The sequence below is a fragment of the Ramlibacter humi genome (genome assembly GCF_004681975.1).
Taxonomy (GTDB): domain Bacteria; phylum Pseudomonadota; class Gammaproteobacteria; order Burkholderiales; family Burkholderiaceae_C; genus Ramlibacter; species Ramlibacter humi.
The window spans coordinates 18,906-39,305 of the sequence record NZ_SMLK01000002.1 but is presented as its reverse complement, the minus strand read 5'-3'; the positions used below and the strand labels follow the sequence as shown (position 1 = coordinate 39,305).

Here is a 20,400-nt window from a genome sequence, read left to right as displayed (position 1 = left end):
TGATTTCCTGCGCGAACCCCACCTCGCCGCCAGCCGCTAAACTGCCGCCATGGACCGCCTCCTGGGAGCCGCCGACAGCGCCTTGCGTACGCTCTTCGCACATCACCGGGCCGTTCGCCCCTGCCCCACCGTGGCTGGCGATGAGACAGCGCTCACTTTGCCGGAAAGGCGCGAAAGCGCTGGCTTGATGCGGGTGAACCACGTGGGCGAGGTGTGCGCGCAAGCCCTGTACACCGCCCAGGCTGCCGCCACCGCCGATCCGGCGCTTCGCCAGCACTTCGAGCGTGCCGCCCGCGAGGAAACCGACCACCTGGCCTGGACCCGCGCCCGACTGGACGACTTGGGCGCGCGGCCGTCGGTCCTCAATCCGCTTTGGTACGCCGGCGCCTTCGCCCTGGGGCTGGCCGCCGGACGGCTGGGCGACCGAGCCAGCCTGGGTTTCGTGATGGAAACCGAGCGCCAGGTGGAAGCCCACCTCGCCAGCCACCTGGACCGGTTGCCGGCGACGGACCACGCTTCCCGCGCCATCGTCGCCCAGATGAAGACCGACGAAGCCACCCACGCCGCGCAGGCCGAGGCGGCCGGCGCGCTGAACCTGCCCGCACCGGCGAAAGCGCTCATGCGCACCGCCGCGCGCGTGATGACGACGACCGCCTACTACATCTGAATCAGCCTTCGACCAGTTCGAAGCTGGTGGTCACCGCCGCGGTCTTGGCCAGCATGGCCGTCGCGGAACAGTACTTCTCGTGGCTCATGGCGATGGCGCGCTCCACCGCTGGTGCCGGCAACGCCTTGCCCGTGACGGTGAAGTGCATGTGGATGCTGGTGAACACCTTCGGGTCGGTGGTGGCGCGCTCGGCTTTCAGCTGCACCGAGCAGCCCTTCACCTCGTGCCGCCCGCGCTTGAGGATCAGCACCACGTCATAGGCCGTGCAACCGCCGGTGCCGGCCAGCACGGTTTCCATCGGCCGCGGCGCGAGGTTGCGTCCGCCGTTCTCCGGCCGCGACTCGTCCGGTGCCCCGTCCATCGCCAGCACGTGCCCGCTGCCCGTTTCCGCGACGAACCCCATGCCGGAGCGGGTACCGGCGGCGCCGGTCCAGGTGACGGTGCATTCCATGGACTGATTTCCTGCCGGCCCAACCGGCGATAAGTAGGTTTACGGACGTGCTTCTCGCTTGCTGCATTGCAGCAAAGAGCCGCTATACTGATTCACGAGCATAACGAAAACCTCGTTGTGCACCGTTTGTCTCCTCCACCTTCTCCAATGGTGGATTTAGCCCCCGGATCGCAAAATCCGGGGGCTTTTTTCTGGGATTTGCGGCGGCGCGGCATGGCAGAGCCCGGCCCGTATCATTCCAGTAGATGAAAAAGCACCTGAAGCCGGAGGACTACCTCAAGAAGATCCTGACCGCGCGCGTCTACGACGTCGCGGTCGAATCCGCCCTCGAGCCCGCCAAGGCCCTCAGCCGCCGCCTGCACAACAAGGTCCTGCTCAAGCGCGAGGACCAGCAGCCCGTCTTCAGCTTCAAGCTGCGCGGCGCCTACAACAAGATGGCGCAGCTCACGCCGGACGAACTCAAGCGCGGCGTCATCTGTGCCAGCGCGGGCAACCATGCGCAAGGGGTCGCGATGGCCGCGCATCGCCTGGGCACCCGCGCCGTGATCGTGATGCCCGTGACCACGCCGCAGCTCAAGATCGACGGCGTGAAGTCGCTCGGCGGCGAAGTGGTGCTCCACGGCGACAGCTACTCCGACGCCTACGGCCACGCGGTCGGCCTGTGCGAGCGCGAAGGCCTGACCTTCATCCACCCGTTCGACGATCCGGACGTCATCGCCGGCCAGGGCACCATCGCCATGGAAATCCTGCGCCAGCACCAAGGCCCCCTGCACGCGGTGTTCGTCGCCATCGGCGGCGGCGGCCTGGTGTCCGGCGTGGCCAGCTACATCAAGGCCGTGCGACCCGAAGTGCGCGTCATCGGCGTGCAGATGAACGACTCCGACGCGATGGCGCAATCGGTCAACGCGCGCAAGCGGGTGACGCTGCACGACGTCGGCCTGTTCTCCGACGGCACCGCGGTGAAGCTGGTCGGCGAAGAAACCTTCCGCCTCGCGCGCGAACTCGTCGATGAATTCGTCTCGGTGGACACCGACGCGGTCTGCGCCGCGATCAAGGACGTGTTCGTCGACACGCGCAGCATCGTCGAGCCCGCCGGCGCGCTGGCCGTGGCCGCCATCAAGCAGTACGTCGCCGAGCACAAGACCCGCGGCGAGACCTACGCGGCCATCCTCTGCGGCGCCAACATGAATTTCGACCGCCTGCGCTTCGTCGCCGAGCGGGCCGAAGTCGGCGAGGAGCGCGAGGCGCTGTTCGCCGTCACCATGCCCGAAGAGCGCGGCAGCTTCCGCCGCTTCTGCGCGCTCATCGGCGAACTGCCCGGTGGCGCGCGCAACGTCACCGAGTTCAACTACCGCATCAGCGACCAGAGCCGCGCGCACGTCTTCGTCGGCCTGACCACGCACGGCAAGGGCGAATCGGCGCGCATCGCGGCCAACTTCACCCGGCACGGCTTCGAGGCGCTGGACCTCACGCACGACGAGATGGCCAAGGAGCACCTGCGCCACATGGTCGGCGGCCCCTCCGCCCTGGCCAGCGACGAACGCCTGCTGCGGTTCATCTTCCCCGAGCGCCCCGGCGCGCTGATGAAATTCCTCTCGCACATGCGGCCCAACTGGAACATCAGCCTGTTCCACTACCGCAACCAGGGCGCCGACTACGGCCGCATCCTGGTGGGCCTGCAGGTGCCGCGCGCCGAGCGCGCGGCGTTCCAGGCCTTCCTCGACGAACTGGGCTATCCCTACGTCGAGGAAACCGACAACCCGGCCTACCGGCTGTTCCTGCGCAGCTGATGGCACCGAGGCAGCGGGCGGCCGCCTTCGCGCGCCATTACCTGCTGGCGGTGCAGTTCTTCACCCGCCTGCCGGTCACCGGCCCCCTGGCCGAATGGGTGGGCTACTCACCCGAGCGCCTGCGCGCCAGCGCGGCGCACTTTCCCGGCGTAGGCTGGCTCGTGGGACTGGCGGCCTGCGCGGCGTTCGCGCTTTTCGCGTTCGCGCTGCCCGCCACGCCGTTCACGCATTTCGTGGCGGCCGTCGCCGCGACCGCGTGCACGGTGCTGCTGACCGGCGCCTTCCACGAAGACGGCCTGGCCGACCTCGCCGATGGCCTGGGCGGCAGCCTGGACCGCGAGCGTGCGCTGGAGATCATGAAGGACTCGCGCATCGGCACGTTCGGCGCGATCGCATTGGTGCTGGCGCTGCTCACCAAGGTGGGCCTGCTCGCCGTGCTGGCCGCAGCATCGCCCGCCTCGGTGTTTCCCGCGCTGCTGGCCGCGCACGTGGTCTCGCGCTTCTGGCCGCTGCTGATCGTGCGCACGCTGCCGTATGTCGCGGACCTGGCCGGATCGAAGAGCAAGCCGCTCGCCGATCGCATCAGCAGCCAGGCGTTGGCGGTCGCCGCGGCGTGGTGCGTCGTGCCGCTGGCCATCGCCGCCCTCGCGCAGGGGTTGCCCTTCGTCGCGAGCGCACTGGCCGCCAGCGGCGTCGCCTTCGCGCTCATGCGGCAGTGGCTCGCGCGCCGGCTGGCCGGCTTCACCGGCGATGCGCTGGGCGCCACGCAGCAGGCTTGCGAACTCGCCTTCTACCTCGGCGCGGCGCTTGCGCTGGCCGGCCCGCGGTGAAGCTCTGGCTGGTGCGCCACGCGCGCACGACCGCGCGCGAAGGCCTTTGCTATGGCCGCACCGACGTCGTGGCCGATCCGGCGCAGACCCAAGAAGCCGCGGCCCGGCTGCACTCTCAGCTGCCGCCCTCCGTCCGCGTCCGGTGCTCTCCCGCGTCACGCTGCCGCGTGCTCGCGGATGCGATGGCACGCCATCGGCCGGGGTTGGCCATCACCATCGACCCTGCGCTGCGGGAAATGGACTTCGGCACCTGGGAGAACCGCCTCTGGGACGACATCGGCGAAGCCGCGATGTCGCAGTGGACCGCGGATTTCGCCGGCCACCGGCCGGGTGGCGGCGAGAACGTGCGCGAAATGCTCGCGCGCGTTTCGCAAGCATTGAATGAAGAACGGGCGCTTGGCGAAGCAGCGGTATGGGTCACGCACGCCGGCGTCATCCGCGCGGCGCGCCTCTGCCTGGCCGGCGCAACCGAAATCCGCTCAGCGATGGATTGGCCCAGCACTCCAGCGCCGTTCGGCGCCGGCGAACCGCACGAGGTTTTCTAACGCGCAGCAGGCGCAGGTGCGCCAGCCGGCATGGCGGGCAGCGGCAGTTCCAGCGTCACCACCGGCGGGCCATCCATCGATGCGGCCAGCACGGCGCGGCGCGCGGCAACCGATTTCAGCACCAGCCCATCCTCGATCTGGGTGCCGACGCGGTAAGGCTTGGCGGGCTTGCCGTCCACCACGATGAGCGCCGCGCCCTGCTCGCTGCGGTCGGCCACCACGCCCACCAGATTGAAGCGGCTGGACGTCGGCACGACAGCCATGGGGCTGGCCACGGCCGCGTTGGATTGCCCGAGCAGGCGCGCGACCACCGCGGGGTCCGCGGGTGTGGGCACACGCACAGTGGCGGGAACGCCGCCACCGGATGAGCTGGTCGCCAGCTTCAGCCCCCAATACGCCGCGCTGGCGGCGGCGAGCGCCCACAAGAGGAATGTCACACCTCTTACTGTCCAGCTGGACGCCGCATTGCTCACCATGGCGGCCATTATCATTGATCGCTTTCATCCGAAGGGACCGATGACCTCGCATCGTTTCGCTTTTCGCCGCCGCCTGCAGGCCGGCTTCACGCTCATCGAGCTGATGGTCGTGCTGGTGATCATCGGCGTGCTCGCCGCGCTGATCGTGCCTAACGTGCTGGAGCGCGCCGACGACGCTCGCGTCACCGCCGCGCGCACCGACGTCAACAACATCATGCAGGCGCTCAAGCTGTATCGCCTGGACAACCAGCGCTACCCCACGGCCGAACAGGGCCTGCAGGCGCTGGTGACCAAGCCCACCGCGGCCCCGGTGCCGCCCAACTGGAAGCCTTACCTGGAGAAGCTGCCCAACGACCCCTGGGGCCGCCCCTACCAGTACCTCAACCCCGGCGTGAAAGGCGAGATCGACGTGATGTCGTTGGGCGCCGACGGACAGCCGGGCGGCGAGGGCAAGAATGCGGACATCGGTTCCTGGCAGTGACGCCCGGCGCCGCAGCACCGGCTTCACGCTGATCGAACTCCTGGTGGTGGTGGCCATCGTGGCCGTCGCCACCGTGGGCGTCACCTTCGCGCTGCGCGACAACAGCGGCGCGCAGCTCGAACAGGAAGCGCGGCGCCTCTCGGCGCTTTTCGAATCGGCCCGCGCGCAGTCACGCAGCACGGGCATGCCCGTCGTGTGGCATTCCTTCCCCGGCGGCTTCCGGTTCGAAGGGGTCCCCGCGGGCGCGCTGCCCGACCACTGGCTGCGGGACACCACCGTCGTCCAGGATGGCGGCCGCATCGTGCTGGGCCCGGAGCCGGTCATCGGCCCGCAGGAAGTCGTCATCGGCTCCAGCGCCTCGCCGGGCAACTCGCTTCGCATCGCCACCGACGGCGTGCGGCCGTTCGGCGTCGAGGCCGCCACGCCATGAAACCCCGCGCCCACGCCGGCTTCACGCTGGTCGAGGTGCTGGTCGCGCTGGCCATCGTGGCCATCGCGCTCGCCGCGGGTGCGCAGGCGGCCAGTTCCCTTGCGACCAACTCCATCCGGCAGTCCAGCGTCATGCTCGCGCAGCTGTGCGCCGAGAACGAACTGGTCCGGGTGCGCCTCGCCAAGCAGCTGCCTGGCATCGGCGAACGCCGCGTGGGCTGCCGGCAAGGCAACGTCGACTTCGAAGTCGCGGTCATCACCGCGCCGACCCCCAACCCGAACTTCCTGCGCGTGGACGCGCAGGTGTTCGAGGCCGCCTCACCCGTGCTGCGCGTATCCACCGTGGTCGGGAGGTATTGATGGCGCCGGCCCGCCGCGCGCGCGGCTTCACGCTCGTCGAGCTGATGGTGGCGCTGTTCGTCCTGGCGCTCATCGCGGTGCTCAGCTGGCGCGGCCTGGACGGCATGGTCCGCGCGCAGGAGCAGACGCGCACGCGGGCCGACGAAGTGCAGGCGCTGCAGGTCGGACTGGCGCAATGGACGGCCGACCTCGACGCCTTGGTGCAACTGCCGCAGATCACCGCCCTGGACTGGAACGGCCGTGTGCTGCGCCTGACCCGGCGCTCGCCCGGCGCGCAGGCCGAAGGCGTGGTGGTGGTCGGCTGGGCGCGCCGCGCCGGTGGCGGTGCGCCGCGCTGGATGCGCTGGCAGTCGCCGCCGCTCACCACGCGCGGCCAGGTCGACCAGGCCTGGTCGCGCGCCGATGCATGGGCCCAGGACCAAGCCGGCACCGGCTCCGCCAACGAGGTGGCGATCACCGGCCTGCTCGACTGGCAAGTGTTCTTCTACCGAGCCGACGCGTGGACCAACCCGCTGTCCAGCGACGCGACGCAGCAGGTCACCGTCACTCCGACGATCCCCGTCACAGGCACCGGCACGACCGCGGCAACCGGCACCACCCCGGACACCGCGACCGCGGCCCAGCAAACCACTTCGGGCACACGCACCGCGCAGTTGCCCGATGGCGTGCGCATCGTGCTGAACCTCGCACCCGGGCAGGCCATCAGCGGCGAGCTGACGCGCGACTGGGTGCGACCCACCGTCGGCGGAGGCAAGTCATGAAGCGCCAGCGCGGCGCGGCCATCCTCACGGCCATGCTCACCGTCACGCTGGTGGCCACCTTCGCGGCCACCGCGTTGTGGCAGCAGTGGCGCGCGGTCGAAGTGGAATCGGCCGAACGCTCGCGCATGCAGGCCTCGTGGGTGCTCACGGGCGCGCTCGACTGGGCCCGGCTGATCCTGCGCGAGGACGCCCGCTCGGGCGGCGCCGACAACCTGTCGGAGCCGTGGGCCGTGCCCCTGAGCGAAGCCCGGCTGTCCAGTTTCCTCGGCGCGGGCGGCGACGCGTCCGCCGGCACCGATGCCGACAACGTGTTCCTCTCCGGCCAGGTGATCGACCAGCAATCGCTGCTCAACGTCACCAACCTGGTGGAAGCCGGCCGCGTGTCCGAAACCGGCATGCGCAGCTTCGGGCGCCTGTTCGACGTGCTCGGGCTGCCGCAGTCGCAGCTCAACCTGCTCGCCGAAAACCTGCGCTTCGCTTCGGACATCAGCAACGACAACCAGTCCTCTTCGCAGGCGCCCCTGATGCCGCAGACCGTGGACCAGCTCGCCTGGCTGGGGCTGTCACCGCAGACGGTCGCCGCGCTGCAGCCCTACGTCACGCTGCTGCCCGCGCGCACGCCGGTGAACCTGAACACCGCGGGCCCCGAGGTCATCTATGCGGCCACGAGCGGCATCAGCATGGCCGATGCGCAGCAACTGGTCGCCCTGCGCGCCGCCTCGCCTTTCCGCAACATCGGCGACGCCACCAAGGCCATGCCGCAGCACGCGGCGGCGTTCGCGGAAGGCACCGTCAGCGTGTCCTCGCGCTTCTTCCAGGTGCGCGGCCGCATCCGCATGGACCAGCTCATCGTGGAGGAAAGGTCCCTGGTCCAGCGTGACGGCCTGGACGTGCGAACGCTGCAGCGCGAACGTGGCGTCGTCGACCCTGGCTCTCTTGGGCAGGGTGCCCAAACGCGCTAGTACGCACGGACGGTACGGCAGAGTTGCCGCTCTCCCTACAATCGTCCGTCTCATGAGTTCGCTCTTCGTCCTGCTTCCGGCATCGCGCATCGGCGCGCAAACCGAGCTGCCGTACGCGGTCTCCGCCGATGGGCGCACGGTCGCCCGCCAGGGCGTGACGCAGGCGGCGCTGTTGCCGCCCGCCAGCGGCGCGGGCGGCCAGGTGGTGCTGGTCGCGCCCGCCGCCGCGCTGTCGTGGCACCGCGTCGAACTTCCCAAGGGTGTGGGGCCGAGGTCGCCGCGCCTTCGCGCCGTGCTCGAAGGCTTGCTGGAAGACCGCCTGCTGGACGAACCCGACCAGGTGCACTTCGCCATCGCACCCGGCGCCGCGGCGGAATCCGCTGCCTGGGTCGCGGTGTGCGACCGGTCCTGGCTGCGCGAAGCGCTGCAGGTCTTCGAGTCGGCGCAGCGCCCGGTCTCGCGCGTCGTCCCTGAATTCGCGCCCGAAGGCTCGCCCGCGGTCTATGCGCTCGGCGAGGCCGACGCCACTCAACTGGTCTGCGCGGGCGAAGAAGGAGTGCTGGTGCTGCCGCTGGCCGCGGCGTCGCTGCCGCTGCTGCCGTCCCTGCCCGAAGGCACGCCGGTGTACGCGGAACCCGCCGCCGCGGCGCAGGCCGAGCAACTGCTGCAGCACACGCCGCGCATCGTCGGCACGGCCGACCGGCTGCTGCTGGCCGGCCGCACCGGCTGGGACCTGGCGCAGTTCGAGTTCTCCAGCTCGGGCCGCCAGCGCGCACTGAAGAAGCTCTCCGCCGGCTGGGGCGACCTGCTGCGCGCGCCGCAATGGCGGCCCGCCCGCTGGGGCACGGCGCTGCTGGTGCTGGTGCAGCTGGTGGGCCTGAACGCCTGGGCCTGGAAAGAGCGCTCCTCGCTGGCCGACAAGCGCCAGGCGGTGCGCTCGGTCCTCACGCAGACGTTCCCGAACGTGCGCGCGGTGGTCGATCCGCCGGTGCAGATGGACCGCGAAGTCGCCGCGCTTCGCCAGCTGACCGGCGCGCCTTCCGGCCGCGACCTGGAAACCGTGCTGGGCGTGGTCGCCAATCTCGCACAGGGCCGCAGCGCCACCGGCATCGACTACAACGGCAGCGAAGTCCGCCTGCGCGGGCTGGCAGCCAACGAGAACGAAGCGCGGCCCATCGTCCAGGGGCTGCGCACGCAAGGCTATTCCGCCTCGCTGCAGGGCGACACGCTGGTCGTGCGCGCGGAGGGACAGCCATGAAACTGCCGCCCGCTTCCGTCGCCGCCTGGTCGGGCCTCGCCGCGCGCGAAAAGCTGATGGTCATCGGCGCCGCCGCGCTCGTCGGACTCGCCATCTTCTGGTGGGTGCTGGTGGCGCCCGCGCTGTCCACGCTACGCACGTCCGGCGAGCAGCACCGCGAACTGGACGCGCAGCTCGCACGCATGCGCGCGCTGCAGCAGCAGGCGCAATCGCTGCAGGCCCAGCCCAAACAGGGCTACGACGAATCCATGCGCCAGCTGGACGCCGCGGTGCGCCAGCGGCTGGGCACCGGCGCCCGCATGACCGTCGCCGGCGACCGAGTCACCCTCACCCTCGCCGCCACGCCGCCCGACGCGCTCGCGGCCTGGCTGGCCCAGGCCCGCGTCAACGCGCGCGCCGTGCCGGGCGAAGCCCATCTCACCCGCAACGCCGGCGGAGGCTGGGACGGCACCCTGGTGCTCACCCTGCCGCCCCGCTAGCGCAAGGTGCAGAGGGTGGCCCGCCGAATCGCTCCCGCCGCGTCCGCGCCCTGGCTCTGGGCCGCGTTAGGCGGCCTCGTGGGCCTGGTGCTCGCATGGGTGCTGGCGCTGCCCGCGCCGTGGCTGGCCAACCAGGTGGGCCAGGCCAGCGGCGGCCAGGTGCAATTGCAGGACGCGCGCGGCACCGTGTGGAACGGCTCCGCGCAACTGGTGCTGTCCGGCGGCGCTGGCAGCCACGATGCCACCGCGCTGCCCACCCGCCTGTCGTGGCGCCTGCGCCCTGCCTGGGGCGGCTTGCACGTGGAGCTGAGCACCGAGTGCTGCATCCCCACGCCGGTGGCGCTGGAGTGGCGCCCGCGCTGGCACGGCGCCAGCCTGCGCGTCGGCGACGGCCAATCGCAATGGCCCGCGGCCATCCTCTCCGGCCTGGGCACGCCCTGGAACACGCTGCAGCTGGACGGCGACCTGGCGCTGCAGACGACCGCGCTGGCGCTCGACTGGGCCGAGGGCCGCTTCACCATGGCCGGCGGCGCGCAGCTCACGGCGCAGCGGCTGGCTTCCCGCATCTCCACCTTGCGCCCGCTGGGCAGCTACCGCGTCGACCTCACCGGCGGCGCCTCGCCGCGGGTGCAGCTGTCCACGCTGGAGGGCGCGCTGCAGCTGAAAGGCAACGGCCAGTGGGTGGGCCAGCGCCTTCGCTTCACCGGCGAGGCCAGCGCCGCGCCGGACCGCGAAGCCGCGCTGGCCAACCTGCTCAACATCATCGGCCGCCGCAACGGCGCGCGCTCCATCATCACCATAGGCTGACCGTCATGAACATCTCCCGTGCCCTCATCCCCCTGGTGGCCGCGGCCGTGCTCGCGGGCACCGGCGCCGCCCAGGCGCAGCAGCCCCAGCGTTCGTCGCGCGAGCCGGTGACCCTGAACTTCGTCAACGCGGAGATCGAGGCGGTGGCGCGCACCATGGGCGCCATCACCGGCCGCAACGTGGTGGTGGACCCGCGCGTGAAGGGCACGATGTCGCTGTCCACCGAGCGGCCGGTCACGCCGCAGGCCGCGTTCAACCAGTTCGTGTCCACGCTGCGCCTGTCGGGCTTCACCGTGGTGGAATCGGCCGGCCTGTACAAGGTGGTGCCCGAGGCCGACGCCAAGCTGCAGGGCGGCGCGGTGTCGGTGGCGCCTTCGCCTGCGGGCCCGGGCATCTCCACGCAGATCTTCCGCCTGAACTACGAGACGGCCAACAACCTGGTGCCGATCCTGCGGCCGCTGATCAGCCCCAACAACACCATCAACGTGAACCCCGGCAACAACTCGCTGGTGATCACGGACTACTCGGACAACCTGCAGCGCATCGGCCGCATCATCGCGGCGCTGGACGTCTCCAACGCCACCGACGTCGAGGTGCTGCCGCTGAAGAACGCGCTGGCGCCCGACCTCGCGCCGGTGGTGCAGCGGCTGGTGGACAGCGGTGGCGGCGGGGCCGCCGGCACGCCCGCCGCCGCGCAGGGGCAGGCCGACACGTCCTTCCGCACCACGGTGATCGCCGAGCCGCGCAGCAACGCGCTCATCGTGCGGGCCGCCAATCCCGCGCGGATGAACCTGGTGCGCAGCGTGGTCGAGCGCCTGGACCAGCCCGGGGCGCAGAACCCGATGGGCAACATCTACGTGGTCTACCTGAAGAACGCCGACGCGGTTCGGCTGGCCACGACGCTGCGCGCCGCGCTGGCGAGCATGCCCACCACGGCGGCTGGCGCCACGGGCGGACTCACGGGCGCCACCGGCATCACCTCCGCGGCGCCGCAGGCGGTCAACACGGCCGCGAACACCGCGTCCGCCAGCGCCGGCGGCACCAGCAACCTGGCTGCGGCCGCGGCACAGCCGGCGGCGCAGGTGTCCACCGGCGGCCAGATCCAGGCCGATCCCGCGACCAACGCGCTGATCATCACCGCGCCCGAACCGCAATACCGGCAGCTGCGCGCCGTCATCGACCAGCTGGACTCGCGCCGCGCGCAGGTGTTCGTCGAAAGCCTGATCGTCGAGGTCAACGCCAACAAGGCCGCCGAGTTCGGCGTGCAATGGCAGAACATCTTCGGCAAGCAGGGCGACAAGAACCTGCCTTTCGCCGGCACGAACTTCAGCACCGGCACCAACACGAACATCATCAGCCTGCAGAGCGGCGCGGCCGCCGGCACCGCCACGCCCGCCACCGGCTTCAACATCGGCGTGGTGCGCAACATCAGCGGCCACTATGTGCTCGGCGCGCTGGCGCGATTCCTGGAGTCCAACGCCGACGCCAACATCCTCTCCACGCCCAACCTGCTGACGCTGGACAACGAGGAAGCGCGCATCGTCATCGGCCAGAACGTGCCGTTCGTCACGGGCCAGTTCACCAACACGGGCGCCAGCAACGGCTCGGTCAACCCGTTCCAGACCATCGAGCGCAAGGACGTCGGCATCACCCTGCGCGTGCGGCCGACCATCAGCGAGAACGGCACCGTGAAGATGCAGATCTTCCAGGAGGCGTCGAGCGTGCAGGCCAACACCCTCAACTCGGCCACCGGGCTGATCACCAACAAGCGCTCGATCGAATCCAACGTGCTGGTGGAGGACGGCTCCATCATCGTGCTGGGGGGACTGCTCCAGGACGAATACAACGGCAGCCAGGACAAAGTGCCGGGCCTGGGCGACGTGCCCGTTTTGGGCAACCTGTTCAAGAGCGAATCGCGCAGCCGCAACAAGACCAACCTGATGGTGTTCCTGCGACCCATCGTGCTGCGCGATGCCCCGCAGAGCGACGAGCTTTCGCTGGACCGCTACGACCTGATGCGGCTGAAGCAGCAGGCGGGGCAGCCCAGCTCCAGCCTGGTGGTGCCGATCAACGGCGCCGCCGTCCTGCCTGCCACCACGCCCCGGACCGGTGTGCCCGCGCCCGTCGGCGACGCCGTCACCGTGCCTGCCGCGCCGCCGGTGCCAACGCCCGCGCCGGCCGCCCCCGTCACGCCCGGTGCCGTGGCGCCGGGCAACGTCACGCCGGCCCCCGTCGCCCCAGCCCCCGCTCCTGCCCGCTGATGCCGCGCTACCCCCTGCCCTACGGCTTCGCCCGCAGCCACCAGCTGCTGCTGGAGGACGACGGCGGCGCGTTCACGCTCTGGCACGCGGCCGCGCCCGCGCCGGGCGCGTGGAGCGAGGTGATGCGCAAGTACCCGGTGCGGTCGCTGCAGCAGCTGGACGCCAACGCGCTGGCGCAGCGCATCAGCGCCGCCTACGCGCAGGGCGAGTCCAGTGCCGCCACCATCGTGAGCGAGGTGCAGAACGACGCCGACCTCTCGCGCATGATGCAGGAGCTGCCGGCGGTGGAAGACCTGCTGGAAACGAGCGACGACGCGCCCATCATCCGCATGCTGAACGCGCTGCTCACGCAGGCCGCGCGCGACGGCGCCAGCGACATCCACATCGAGCCCTACGAGCGGCACTCCTCGGTGCGCTTCCGAGTCGACGGCACGCTGCGTGAAGTGGTGCAGCCCAACCGCGCTCTGCACGCCGCGCTGATCTCGCGCCTGAAGATCATGGCCGACCTGGACATCGCCGAGAAGCGCCTGCCGCAGGACGGCCGCATCTCGCTGCGCATCGGCACGCGCGCCGTCGACGTGCGCGTGTCCACGCTGCCCAGCGCGCACGGCGAACGCGCCGTGCTGCGCCTGCTGGACAAGAGCGAGAGCAAGCTCAGCCTGGAATCGGTGGGCATGGTCGGCGACACGCTGCAGCGTTTCCTGGGCCTGGTGTCGCAGCCGCACGGCATCATCCTGGTGACCGGGCCCACCGGCTCGGGCAAGACCACCACGCTGTACGCGGGGCTGTCGCGGCTGGACGCCACCACCAGCAACATCATGACGGTGGAAGACCCGATCGAGTACGAGCTGCCCGGCATCGGCCAGACGCAGGTCAACCCCAAGATCGACCTCGATTTCGCCAAGGCCCTGCGCGCCATCCTGCGCCAGGACCCGGACATCATCATGATCGGCGAGATCCGCGACTACGAGACGGCGCAGATCGCGATCCAGGCTTCGCTCACCGGCCACCTGGTGCTCGCCACGCTGCACACCAACGACGCGGCCAGCGCCGTCACCCGCCTCACCGACATGGGCGTGGAGCCGTTCCTGCTCAGCTCGTCCATCCTGGGCGTGCTGGCGCAGCGCCTGGTGCGCAAGCTGTGCCCCGTGTGCCATGGCGCCGGCTGCGGCGAGTGCGGCCAGAGCGGCTACCAGGGCCGCACCGGCGTGTTCGAACTGATGGTGGCCGACGAAAGCATCCGCGCGCTGATCCACAACCGCGCGGCCGAAGCCGAAATCCGCGAAGCGGCCATCGCCGGCGGCATGCGCCTGATGCGCGACGACGGCGACCGGCTGGTGCGCGAGGGCATCACCTCGCCCGAGGAAGTGCTGCGCGTCACGCGCGACTGAGCCGCGGCGTCAGTTCACGCGTTCCGGCGCATGCGGCTGGCCCGGCAATTCCACCGGCGCCTTCTCACGCTCGTCCTCCGAAGGAGGCATCTTCGGCTTGCCGTCCCCGGGCTGCGGGTCGGGGTTGTTGACGGGCGGCACGTTGTCCGGCCCCGGCACCTCGTGCAAGCGCTGGCTCATCGCTGGCGCTCCGGGCCGTCGGCGATGCCGGGGCCGCTGTCGACCACGGGGTCGTCGTCCTCATCCTCGATGTCGGCAGTCATCTGCTTGGGATGGTCCGGCAGCGAGGGGCGGTGCTCGATGTCGGGCTTGCCGGCTTCGCCACCGCGGGTAGCGTCGGGGATCCGCTGGCGCTCGGGCATGCGTTCCATGTCGCGCGGGTCCGGCGTGGTATCGCTGGGCATGGTGGGCTCCTTCTTCGCTTCCTTCCATGCTGATCCGGGCCGCACCAAACCGCCTTCGGCGCATGCCGCCGATCGCTGTCAGCCCTCGCCGACAGCGGCTCAGCCGACGCCAAGAAGGTCGGCCAGGTGCAGGAAATCGCGCGCGTGCAGGTCGTTGCCTGGCTGCGGCGACACATCCTTGGGCTGGCTCGCGCCGAACTCCAGCGGCCGCTCGACGTACGCGGTGCGCAGGCCGCAGGCCCGCGCACCGGCCAGGTCGTCGTGGTGCGCCGCCACCAGCATCACCTGCCCCGGCGCCAGATCAAAGGTTTGCGCCACGCCGAGGTAAGCCGCGGGCGCCGGCTTGTACGCGCGGAAGGTTTCGGCGGAGAGGATGCAGTCCCACGGCAGCCCGGCGCGCTTGGCCATGTTGGTGAGCAGGCCCACGTTGCCATTGGACAGCGTGCAGATCGTGTAGCGGCGCTTCAGCCGCGCGAGCCCGTCCGCCGCGTCAGGCCAGGGATCGAGCCGGTGCCACACGCGATTCAGGTCGCGACGCTCGGCCTCGTCCAGGCTGGCCAGCCCGAAGCGCACCAGGATGCCGTCCAGGATCAGGCGGTGCAGTTCGTCGATGCGCGTCCAGCCCAGCTCGCCGCTCATCACGCGGGCCATCGCGGGCCGGTAGCCCGCGCGCCAGGCCAGCGCGAAAGCATCGGCGTCCACTTGCGGGTGGCGATCGCGCATCTCGCGCACGATGCTGCCGTGCCAGTCCACCACGGTGCCGAACATGTCGAACGCGAGCACCTGAACGGCGTCCAGGCCGGGGGGCTGGGAGTCCATCGGGGCAGTTTAGCGAGCCGGCTCTCCTTCCTGCCACGCATCATTCGCTGTCGCAGTTTGCATGAATGCATGAGCGGCGCGACCTTATGCTCGTGCGATGTCGCGCATCTCTCCCGCCCACCTGCTGCTGGCGCTGGCCGTCGTCGTCGTGTGGGGCACCAACTTCGTCGTCATCAAGGCCGCGCTGCACGAACTGCCGCCGCTGCTGTTCGCCACGCTGCGCTTCCTGTTCGCTCTGTTGCCGGCGATGTTCTTCCTGCCACGCCCGCGCGTGCCGCTGGCCAATCTGGCGGGCTACGGTCTGCTGATCGGCGCCGGCCAGTTCGGTTTGCTGTACATCGCCATCGACCGCCGCATCTCACCCGGACTGGCGTCCCTCGTGGTGCAGACGCAAGTGTTCTTCACCATCGGCCTGGCCATGTGGCTGGCCGGCGAGCGCTTGCGCGGGTTCCAGGCGCTGGCGGTGCTGGTGGCCGCGGCGGGGCTGGGCGTGGTCGGCTGGCACACCGACACCACGACCACCGTCGCGGGGCTGGGGCTGGTGCTTTGCGCCGCCGCGTCATGGGCCGCAGGCAACATCCTGAGCAAGCGCGCGGGCAACATCAACATGGTGGCCTACGTCGTGTGGTCGTCGGCGTTCTCGGTGCCGGTGCTGTTCGTGCTGTCACTGGCCTTCGACGGCTGGGACAGGATCGCGCACAGCGTGCAGCAGGCATCGTGGGGCACGTGGGCCGCGGTGGCCTGGCAGTCGTGGGCCAATTCGCTGTTCGGCTATGCGGCCTGGAACTGGCTGCTCTCGCGCTACACCGCGGCCACGGTCACGCCGCTGGCCTTGCTGATCCCGGTGTTCGGCATGGGCGCCTCGGCGCTGTGGCTGGGTGAACCGCTGCCCGGCTGGAAGCTGCTGGCCGCCGCGCTGGTGATCGGCGGCCTGGCCATCAACATCCTCTGGCCCACGCTGCGCGCCGGGCGCGTGGCCGCGGCGCGCACCTGAAGCTGAGGCCGCCGCCAGCGACATTCGGCCAACTCATGTGGCGAGGTGATCACGCAAAGCGCCTCGATCATTCACATGCATGAATCTCATGCCAGATGTCCCGGCGCGGAATGCCGTCAAGAACGCGTTCCTAGAATCGCGCCCTGTCGCTTTCCCGGACACCGCCTTGCCAGCCCTCCTCTTCAAATGTCTGCTCGGCGCCGCCGCCGTGCTGCTGCTCGCGTGGCAGCGATTCATGCCCGCCTGAGCCCCCGCGCGGTCAGCCGCGTTCGTCGTCCAGCAACACGTCGGCCAGCAGCACTGCGATCTCACGCAATGCCTCCAGCTCTTCGCGCTCGCCGAGGCTGCGCTTGGGCGCGTGCGAGAAACAGCACACCGTGCCGTACACGCTGCCGTCGGAGGCGACGATCGGCACGCCGAGGTGGCTGCCCACCCGGCAGATGCGGGTGCCCGTGATGGCCAGCGCGAGCGGCACGTCGTTGGTGTCGCGGATCACCTGCGGCAGGCGTCCCTCGACGATGTGGTGGCAATAGGACTCCTCGAAGGGGTCCGAAGCACCTTCGGGCACCGCGTACTCGTCGTCGAGATCCGCGTCCGTGAAGCGGATGATGCGGTGCCCGTCCGCGAAACGCGACACGAAGACCACGTCCATGCCGAACGCATGCCGCACGCGCGAGAGGAATGCGCGGATGGGGATCTGGTCGCGCGCGCTGCGCTGGTCGGCCGTGACGACCCGGAACGCACTGTCCTCAAGGACCACCGCGGCGTCCTTGATCATGATTTCATTCATCGTTGCTGCCCTCCCTGACGGCGTTCTTATACAAGGAGAGTATCGGCAGATGCCGGTTCGCGCGAGGAATGGGGCTCTCGGACGCCTCAACTTGCGCGGTCATGTTGTTCTCCGGCGCAGGCGATCACCTGAAAGTTTGAATTGCACCGCCCGGCTGCATTCAATGGCATTCCACCCCGGATAGCCTTGCCCCAGGCCCGCCTGCGTCAGGCTGGCCCCGGACAAGCGCGCGAACAAGTGTGCGGTGCCGGGCTGACCCCGTCCGGGCTTACTGCCGCAGCGCCAGCAGCGGCGGCAGCAACGTCACGTTGTTGATGTCCAGCTTGGCGAAGATCGCCTTTACCTGGGAACGGATGGTCTCGGGCGAGCGGCCCACCCCCGCCGCGATCTGCTTCTGCGTCATGCCGCTCACCAGCATCTTCGCGACCACGAATTCGCGCGGGCTGAGGCTGTCGACCGCCCGCCGCGGGCGCGCCTTCAGGAAGAACAGGCCCTGCTCCAGTGAGCGCTGCACGATCACGTTCTCGCCAACGATGTGAGTCTCGCCGCCTTGCAGCTGGTCCAGCAGACCGTCCGCCAGCCGCCCTTCCTGCCGGTGCAGCGGCCACTCTTCGCCCATCAAGGTCTTGAAGCGCTGGTCGGCGTGGTAGACGACGCCGCGCGGATCGGCGATGGCCACCGCCCAGCTCTCGCGCGCCGTGTCGCCGACCAGTTTGTCGAGGTGCACCAAGCGGTTGATCGCCAGTGCCTGCATCAGGTGCGGCGCCAGCGCGTCGAGGAATTCGATTTCCGCCGGCATGCAGCGGCGCTCGGGCTCCGAGCGGAACAGCGACACCCACTGCGTGAACTTCGTCATCGGGTTGATGTCCGCTGTCACGATGCAGTGATGCTGGCTGTAGTCGCGCGCGAAGGCGCGGATTTCCGCCTGGTCTTCCCGGGTGAACTCCTCCGCCGCCGAAAAGCCGATGGTCATGCGGGGCTGGCTGGTGACCCGGGCCGCCGACGTGTCCTGGTGCCGCACGCGCTGGAAGGCTTCGAACATCGCGTCCGGGAACCGGTAGCGGTGAAAGCTGTGAATGTCGATGCCCTCCGGCGTCATCGTTCCCGTGCCCCAGATGGAGGCGTCGAAAGGAAGGGCCGGCTTGAGACTTTCGAAGACCGCGTCCTGGAACTCGTGGACGGGCACTTCCTGGGCGTAGCGGTAGAGGGTGAGAACGAGGCGGCTGAATTCCGTCAGTGGCGAGCGCGACATCTTGGGGGTGCCGCCATCTGGGGGTGGTCACCTAAAGCTTTACGACGTGCCCATCATGTAACGAAAGATTCGGAAATGGCAATCCCCCGCACGCGGCTCGCGTGCGGGGGATTCACTTAACACGAAGGTTAGTTGTAGGTGTAGACGGCGGAGCGGTTGCTGCTGTCACCGGAGCGGTAGGACATCAGCACGAAGCGGACGTTCGGGGGCGTCGTGGCCAAGAACGCAGGAGCACCGTTCGCGTAGGTGGCAGAAGTCACGCCGCGCGCCACCGACTGGCTGGACCCGAAGCCGGCACTGGCCGTCGACCAGGTGATGCCACTGATCTGCGGCGCGGCGGGGTTCTGCACCCAGTCGGTCAGCACGGTGGACAGCGCACCGGCCAGGCTGCCCGACGGATTCAGGGCCGCGAGGGTGTTCGAGCCGGGCGTGTTCCAGGGCAGGTTGATGGCCTGCGTGGCGGGAACGACATCGGTCAGCAGCGTGCGGAATTCGGTCAGGTCGGCCGTCCCCGTATTCGTGCCGTAGAACAGCTCGAACTTGTACTGGGCGCCCTTCTTGAAGCTGGCCATGGTGAACCCATCGCCAGACTGCGCCCAGATCAGGTCGTTCGTGCCTCCGGTCGGGTTGCTGGCCAGCGTGGTCGCGCCGCTGCCGCTGACACCGGCCGTGCGCTCGAACCACCAGTTGGGGCAGTTCACCGAGCCGTTGTTGCACAGGGTGGTGGCGGTCAGGTCGCCCGTCTTGCTGACGGCGTCCAGTGCCCGGCTGGGATTGGTCGGGGAGTACCGGTAGACCACGCCCGCCGCCGGCAGGCCAGGCCCCGTGACGCGGGCGAGCGTGAGCTGCTGGCCGCCGCGCTGCGAGCCGGGGCCCACCTGGCTGATGGTGAAGACAACGCCGGTCTGGAACGTGCTGAATTTGGCGGTGTTGGCGGAGTTCAGCTGCTCGACGCGGCGCAGGTTCATGCGCACGCCGATGTCCACCGTCCACTGGTTGCCGGTCAGCCACCACTCGGTCGGGCGCCCGCTCGAGGAGCTGCCCGGGATGCGCGACGCGACGGTGATGACGCTGCCCGCGTTGCCTTGGCCGTCGATGTAGCGGATGTTCAGGACCGCGCGGTCATAGGTGCTGATCGGACTGGAACCGGCGCTGGAAGCCGGGTAGAACGCCAGCACTTCCGGCACGCTGAACGTGGCGCCGGTCATGCTGTCGGCGGTCAGCAGGCCGTAGAAGAACTGGCCGGCGTAGTAGCCGTTGTGCATGAAGTCGATGCCAGCCGCGTTGCTCGAATCGGAGACGAAGTCCTCGCAGGCGTCGCCCACGTTGTCCACCTCCGGACCGCCTTGGTCGGCAGGGTGCGTCGTGACGTTGAGCACCCGGCTCGACGTCGGCAACGCGAAACAACCGGCGAGCTTCTGCGCCACGAGCTGCGTGGCTTGCGACAACGTGGTCACGCTCGTGGACGGTGCAGGGACCGCCGTGCCGCTGCTGGTGGCGGTAGCCAAGGTGCGCGGCGTGGGATCGTCGATGGTGGCCAGCGCAAGCTTGCCGGCGGAGTCCTTCACGATCTTCACGACGTCCAGCACCAGGTCGGCGGTGTTGCCCGTGTTGCCGGCGGTCGCGGCCGTGATGGACGTGGCGAAGGGGTCGTAGCCGGCGGGGACGCCGATGCGATCAAGCACCGCCTGCAGCTGCGCCACCACGTTGGCGGTCACCGCCTTCAACGCGCCCGCGTCGACCGAACGAGCATTGACGACGCTCAGCGCATTGCCGTCACCGGCGAGCTGCGCCACGATGGCCGTGGTCAGCGGGGTGGCGTTGACGGTGAGGGCCGAGCCGGCCGGCGGCGTGGTGGTCGTGACGCTGACCAGCGCGCCCGTGTTGCCGGTGGGATCGGTCACCACCACGAAGAACGGGGCCTGCTCGCCCGACTTCAGCGTGCAGGTGTAGCTGCCGGTGAGGGTCGTGGTGATGCCCGTTTCCACGCAAGGCGAGTTGCCGGCGCTGTTGGTGATGGTCACCGGCGCGAACGCCAAGGCCGCGCCCGTGGCGGCCGTGCCGACGATCTGGGCGCTGCTGGCCGCCGTCGAGCCGCCCCCACCGCCACCGCAGGCGGCCAGGAACAAGGCCACGGCCGTGGAAGACACGGCCAGTTTCAGGAATGCAAATCTCATGGGACCCCTCGTACTT

Annotated in this window: 24 protein-coding genes; 16 read left to right on the top strand and 8 right to left on the bottom strand. The window is 69.8% G+C overall.

All coding sequences use genetic code 11. The annotated features are described in order from the left end of the window. The first annotated feature begins 49 nt into the window (after positions 1-49). A complete protein-coding gene (gene coq7 / locus EZ216_RS07720; protein ID WP_135249177.1) occupies positions 50-667 on the top strand; it encodes a 2-polyprenyl-3-methyl-6-methoxy-1,4-benzoquinone monooxygenase in 618 nt (205 codons plus the stop codon). Position 668: 1 nt separating this feature from the next. Here coq7 and EZ216_RS07715 read toward each other — a convergent pair whose 3' ends face one another. Then, positions 669-1,118, bottom strand: coding sequence for an OsmC family protein (locus EZ216_RS07715; RefSeq protein WP_135249176.1), 450 nt, complete (start codon positions 1,116-1,118; stop codon positions 669-671). A 245-nt stretch (positions 1,119-1,363) separates the two neighbouring features. Here EZ216_RS07715 and ilvA point away from each other — a divergent pair, with 245 nt between their 5' ends. Genes ilvA through EZ216_RS07700 form a run of 3 tightly spaced genes read left to right on the top strand, consistent with a single transcriptional unit; the run spans position 1,364 to position 4,283 of the window. Then, positions 1,364-2,908 (top strand): threonine ammonia-lyase, biosynthetic, encoded by a 1,545-nt coding sequence (gene ilvA / locus EZ216_RS07710; protein WP_135249175.1) that lies wholly within the window; start codon positions 1,364-1,366, stop codon positions 2,906-2,908. Next, positions 2,908-3,738: an adenosylcobinamide-GDP ribazoletransferase gene (cobS, locus tag EZ216_RS07705; protein ID WP_135249174.1), complete on the top strand. Its 831-nt coding sequence runs from the start codon at positions 2,908-2,910 to the stop codon at positions 3,736-3,738. Before ilvA ends, cobS begins: the two co-directional genes overlap by 1 nt. Next, positions 3,735-4,283: a histidine phosphatase family protein gene (locus tag EZ216_RS07700; protein ID WP_167772853.1), complete on the top strand. Its 549-nt coding sequence runs from the start codon at positions 3,735-3,737 to the stop codon at positions 4,281-4,283. The genes cobS and EZ216_RS07700 overlap by 4 nt, the downstream gene beginning before the upstream one ends. Here EZ216_RS07700 and EZ216_RS07695 read toward each other — a convergent pair. Next, positions 4,280-4,720 carry a type II secretion system protein N gene (locus EZ216_RS07695; protein ID WP_239024311.1) on the bottom strand — a complete coding sequence of 147 codons (441 nt, stop codon included), beginning with the start codon at positions 4,718-4,720 and terminating at the stop codon, positions 4,280-4,282. The two genes, EZ216_RS07700 and EZ216_RS07695, sit on opposite strands and share 4 nt — an antisense overlap. A 79-nt stretch (positions 4,721-4,799) precedes the next feature. Here EZ216_RS07695 and gspG point away from each other — a divergent pair, with 79 nt between their 5' ends. Genes gspG through EZ216_RS07645 form a run of 10 tightly spaced genes read left to right on the top strand, consistent with a single transcriptional unit; the run spans position 4,800 to position 13,948 of the window. After that, on the top strand, positions 4,800-5,240 hold the full coding sequence (gene gspG / locus EZ216_RS07690; RefSeq protein ID WP_135249171.1) for a type II secretion system major pseudopilin GspG: 441 nt from the start codon (positions 4,800-4,802) through the stop codon (positions 5,238-5,240). After that, positions 5,215-5,670, top strand: a complete 456-nt coding sequence (locus EZ216_RS07685) for a prepilin-type N-terminal cleavage/methylation domain-containing protein (RefSeq protein WP_135249170.1) — start codon at positions 5,215-5,217, stop codon at positions 5,668-5,670. Before gspG ends, EZ216_RS07685 begins: the two co-directional genes overlap by 26 nt. Then, positions 5,667-6,029: a type II secretion system protein GspI gene (locus EZ216_RS07680; protein ID WP_135249169.1), complete on the top strand. Its 363-nt coding sequence runs from the start codon at positions 5,667-5,669 to the stop codon at positions 6,027-6,029. Before EZ216_RS07685 ends, EZ216_RS07680 begins: the two co-directional genes overlap by 4 nt. Next, positions 6,029-6,790 carry a PulJ/GspJ family protein gene (locus EZ216_RS07675; RefSeq protein ID WP_135249168.1) on the top strand — a complete coding sequence of 254 codons (762 nt, stop codon included), beginning with the start codon at positions 6,029-6,031 and terminating at the stop codon, positions 6,788-6,790. Before EZ216_RS07680 ends, EZ216_RS07675 begins: the two co-directional genes overlap by 1 nt. Further along, positions 6,787-7,752: a type II secretion system minor pseudopilin GspK gene (gene gspK / locus EZ216_RS07670; RefSeq protein ID WP_135249167.1), complete on the top strand. Its 966-nt coding sequence runs from the start codon at positions 6,787-6,789 to the stop codon at positions 7,750-7,752. Before EZ216_RS07675 ends, gspK begins: the two co-directional genes overlap by 4 nt. 52 nt (positions 7,753-7,804) lie before the next feature. Next, positions 7,805-9,010 carry a type II secretion system protein GspL gene (gspL, locus tag EZ216_RS07665; protein WP_135249166.1) on the top strand — a complete coding sequence of 402 codons (1,206 nt, stop codon included), beginning with the start codon at positions 7,805-7,807 and terminating at the stop codon, positions 9,008-9,010. Next, positions 9,007-9,489, top strand: coding sequence for a type II secretion system protein M (locus EZ216_RS07660; protein ID WP_135249165.1), 483 nt, complete (start codon positions 9,007-9,009; stop codon positions 9,487-9,489). The genes gspL and EZ216_RS07660 overlap by 4 nt, the downstream gene beginning before the upstream one ends. Positions 9,490-9,504: 15 nt before the next feature. Then, complete coding sequence (gene gspN, locus EZ216_RS07655) at positions 9,505-10,296, top strand: type II secretion system protein N (RefSeq protein ID WP_135249164.1); 792 nt, start codon at positions 9,505-9,507, stop codon at positions 10,294-10,296. Between the two features lie 5 nt (positions 10,297-10,301). Further along, complete coding sequence (gene gspD / locus EZ216_RS07650) at positions 10,302-12,557, top strand: type II secretion system secretin GspD (protein ID WP_135249163.1); 2,256 nt, start codon at positions 10,302-10,304, stop codon at positions 12,555-12,557. Beyond that, entirely contained in the window at positions 12,557-13,948 is a 1,392-nt protein-coding gene (locus tag EZ216_RS07645; RefSeq protein ID WP_135249162.1) for a GspE/PulE family protein, read from the top strand. Before gspD ends, EZ216_RS07645 begins: the two co-directional genes overlap by 1 nt. A gap of 9 nt (positions 13,949-13,957) precedes the next feature. Here the strand turns inward: EZ216_RS07645 and EZ216_RS21295 are convergent, their stop codons facing one another. From EZ216_RS21295 to EZ216_RS07635, 3 genes are all read right to left on the bottom strand, one after another. Beyond that, complete coding sequence (locus EZ216_RS21295) at positions 13,958-14,128, bottom strand: hypothetical protein (protein ID WP_167772852.1); 171 nt, start codon at positions 14,126-14,128, stop codon at positions 13,958-13,960. Continuing rightward, positions 14,125-14,352, bottom strand: a complete 228-nt coding sequence (locus EZ216_RS07640) for a hypothetical protein (RefSeq protein WP_135249161.1) — start codon at positions 14,350-14,352, stop codon at positions 14,125-14,127. Before EZ216_RS07640 ends, EZ216_RS21295 begins: the two co-directional genes overlap by 4 nt. Before the next feature lie 99 nt (positions 14,353-14,451). Then, on the bottom strand, positions 14,452-15,171 hold the full coding sequence (locus EZ216_RS07635; protein WP_135249160.1) for a haloacid dehalogenase type II: 720 nt from the start codon (positions 15,169-15,171) through the stop codon (positions 14,452-14,454). Positions 15,172-15,268: 97 nt separating this feature from the next. Here EZ216_RS07635 and EZ216_RS07630 point away from each other — a divergent pair, with 97 nt between their 5' ends. Further along, a complete protein-coding gene (locus EZ216_RS07630; RefSeq protein ID WP_135249159.1) occupies positions 15,269-16,165 on the top strand; it encodes an EamA family transporter in 897 nt (298 codons plus the stop codon). A 79-nt stretch (positions 16,166-16,244) separates the two neighbouring features. Further along, positions 16,245-16,412 carry a hypothetical protein gene (locus tag EZ216_RS21290; RefSeq protein WP_167772851.1) on the top strand — a complete coding sequence of 56 codons (168 nt, stop codon included), beginning with the start codon at positions 16,245-16,247 and terminating at the stop codon, positions 16,410-16,412. Between the two features lie 12 nt (positions 16,413-16,424). Here the strand turns inward: EZ216_RS21290 and EZ216_RS07625 are convergent, their stop codons facing one another. From EZ216_RS07625 to EZ216_RS07615, 3 genes are all read right to left on the bottom strand, one after another. After that, complete coding sequence (locus EZ216_RS07625; protein WP_135249158.1) at positions 16,425-16,955, bottom strand: GAF domain-containing protein; 531 nt, start codon at positions 16,953-16,955, stop codon at positions 16,425-16,427. Between the two features lie 268 nt (positions 16,956-17,223). Next, on the bottom strand, positions 17,224-18,207 hold the full coding sequence (locus EZ216_RS07620) for a helix-turn-helix transcriptional regulator (protein WP_135249157.1): 984 nt from the start codon (positions 18,205-18,207) through the stop codon (positions 17,224-17,226). Positions 18,208-18,335: 128 nt separating this feature from the next. After that, positions 18,336-20,384, bottom strand: coding sequence for a hypothetical protein (locus tag EZ216_RS07615; protein ID WP_135249156.1), 2,049 nt, complete (start codon positions 20,382-20,384; stop codon positions 18,336-18,338). Positions 20,385-20,400 lie beyond the last annotated feature (16 nt).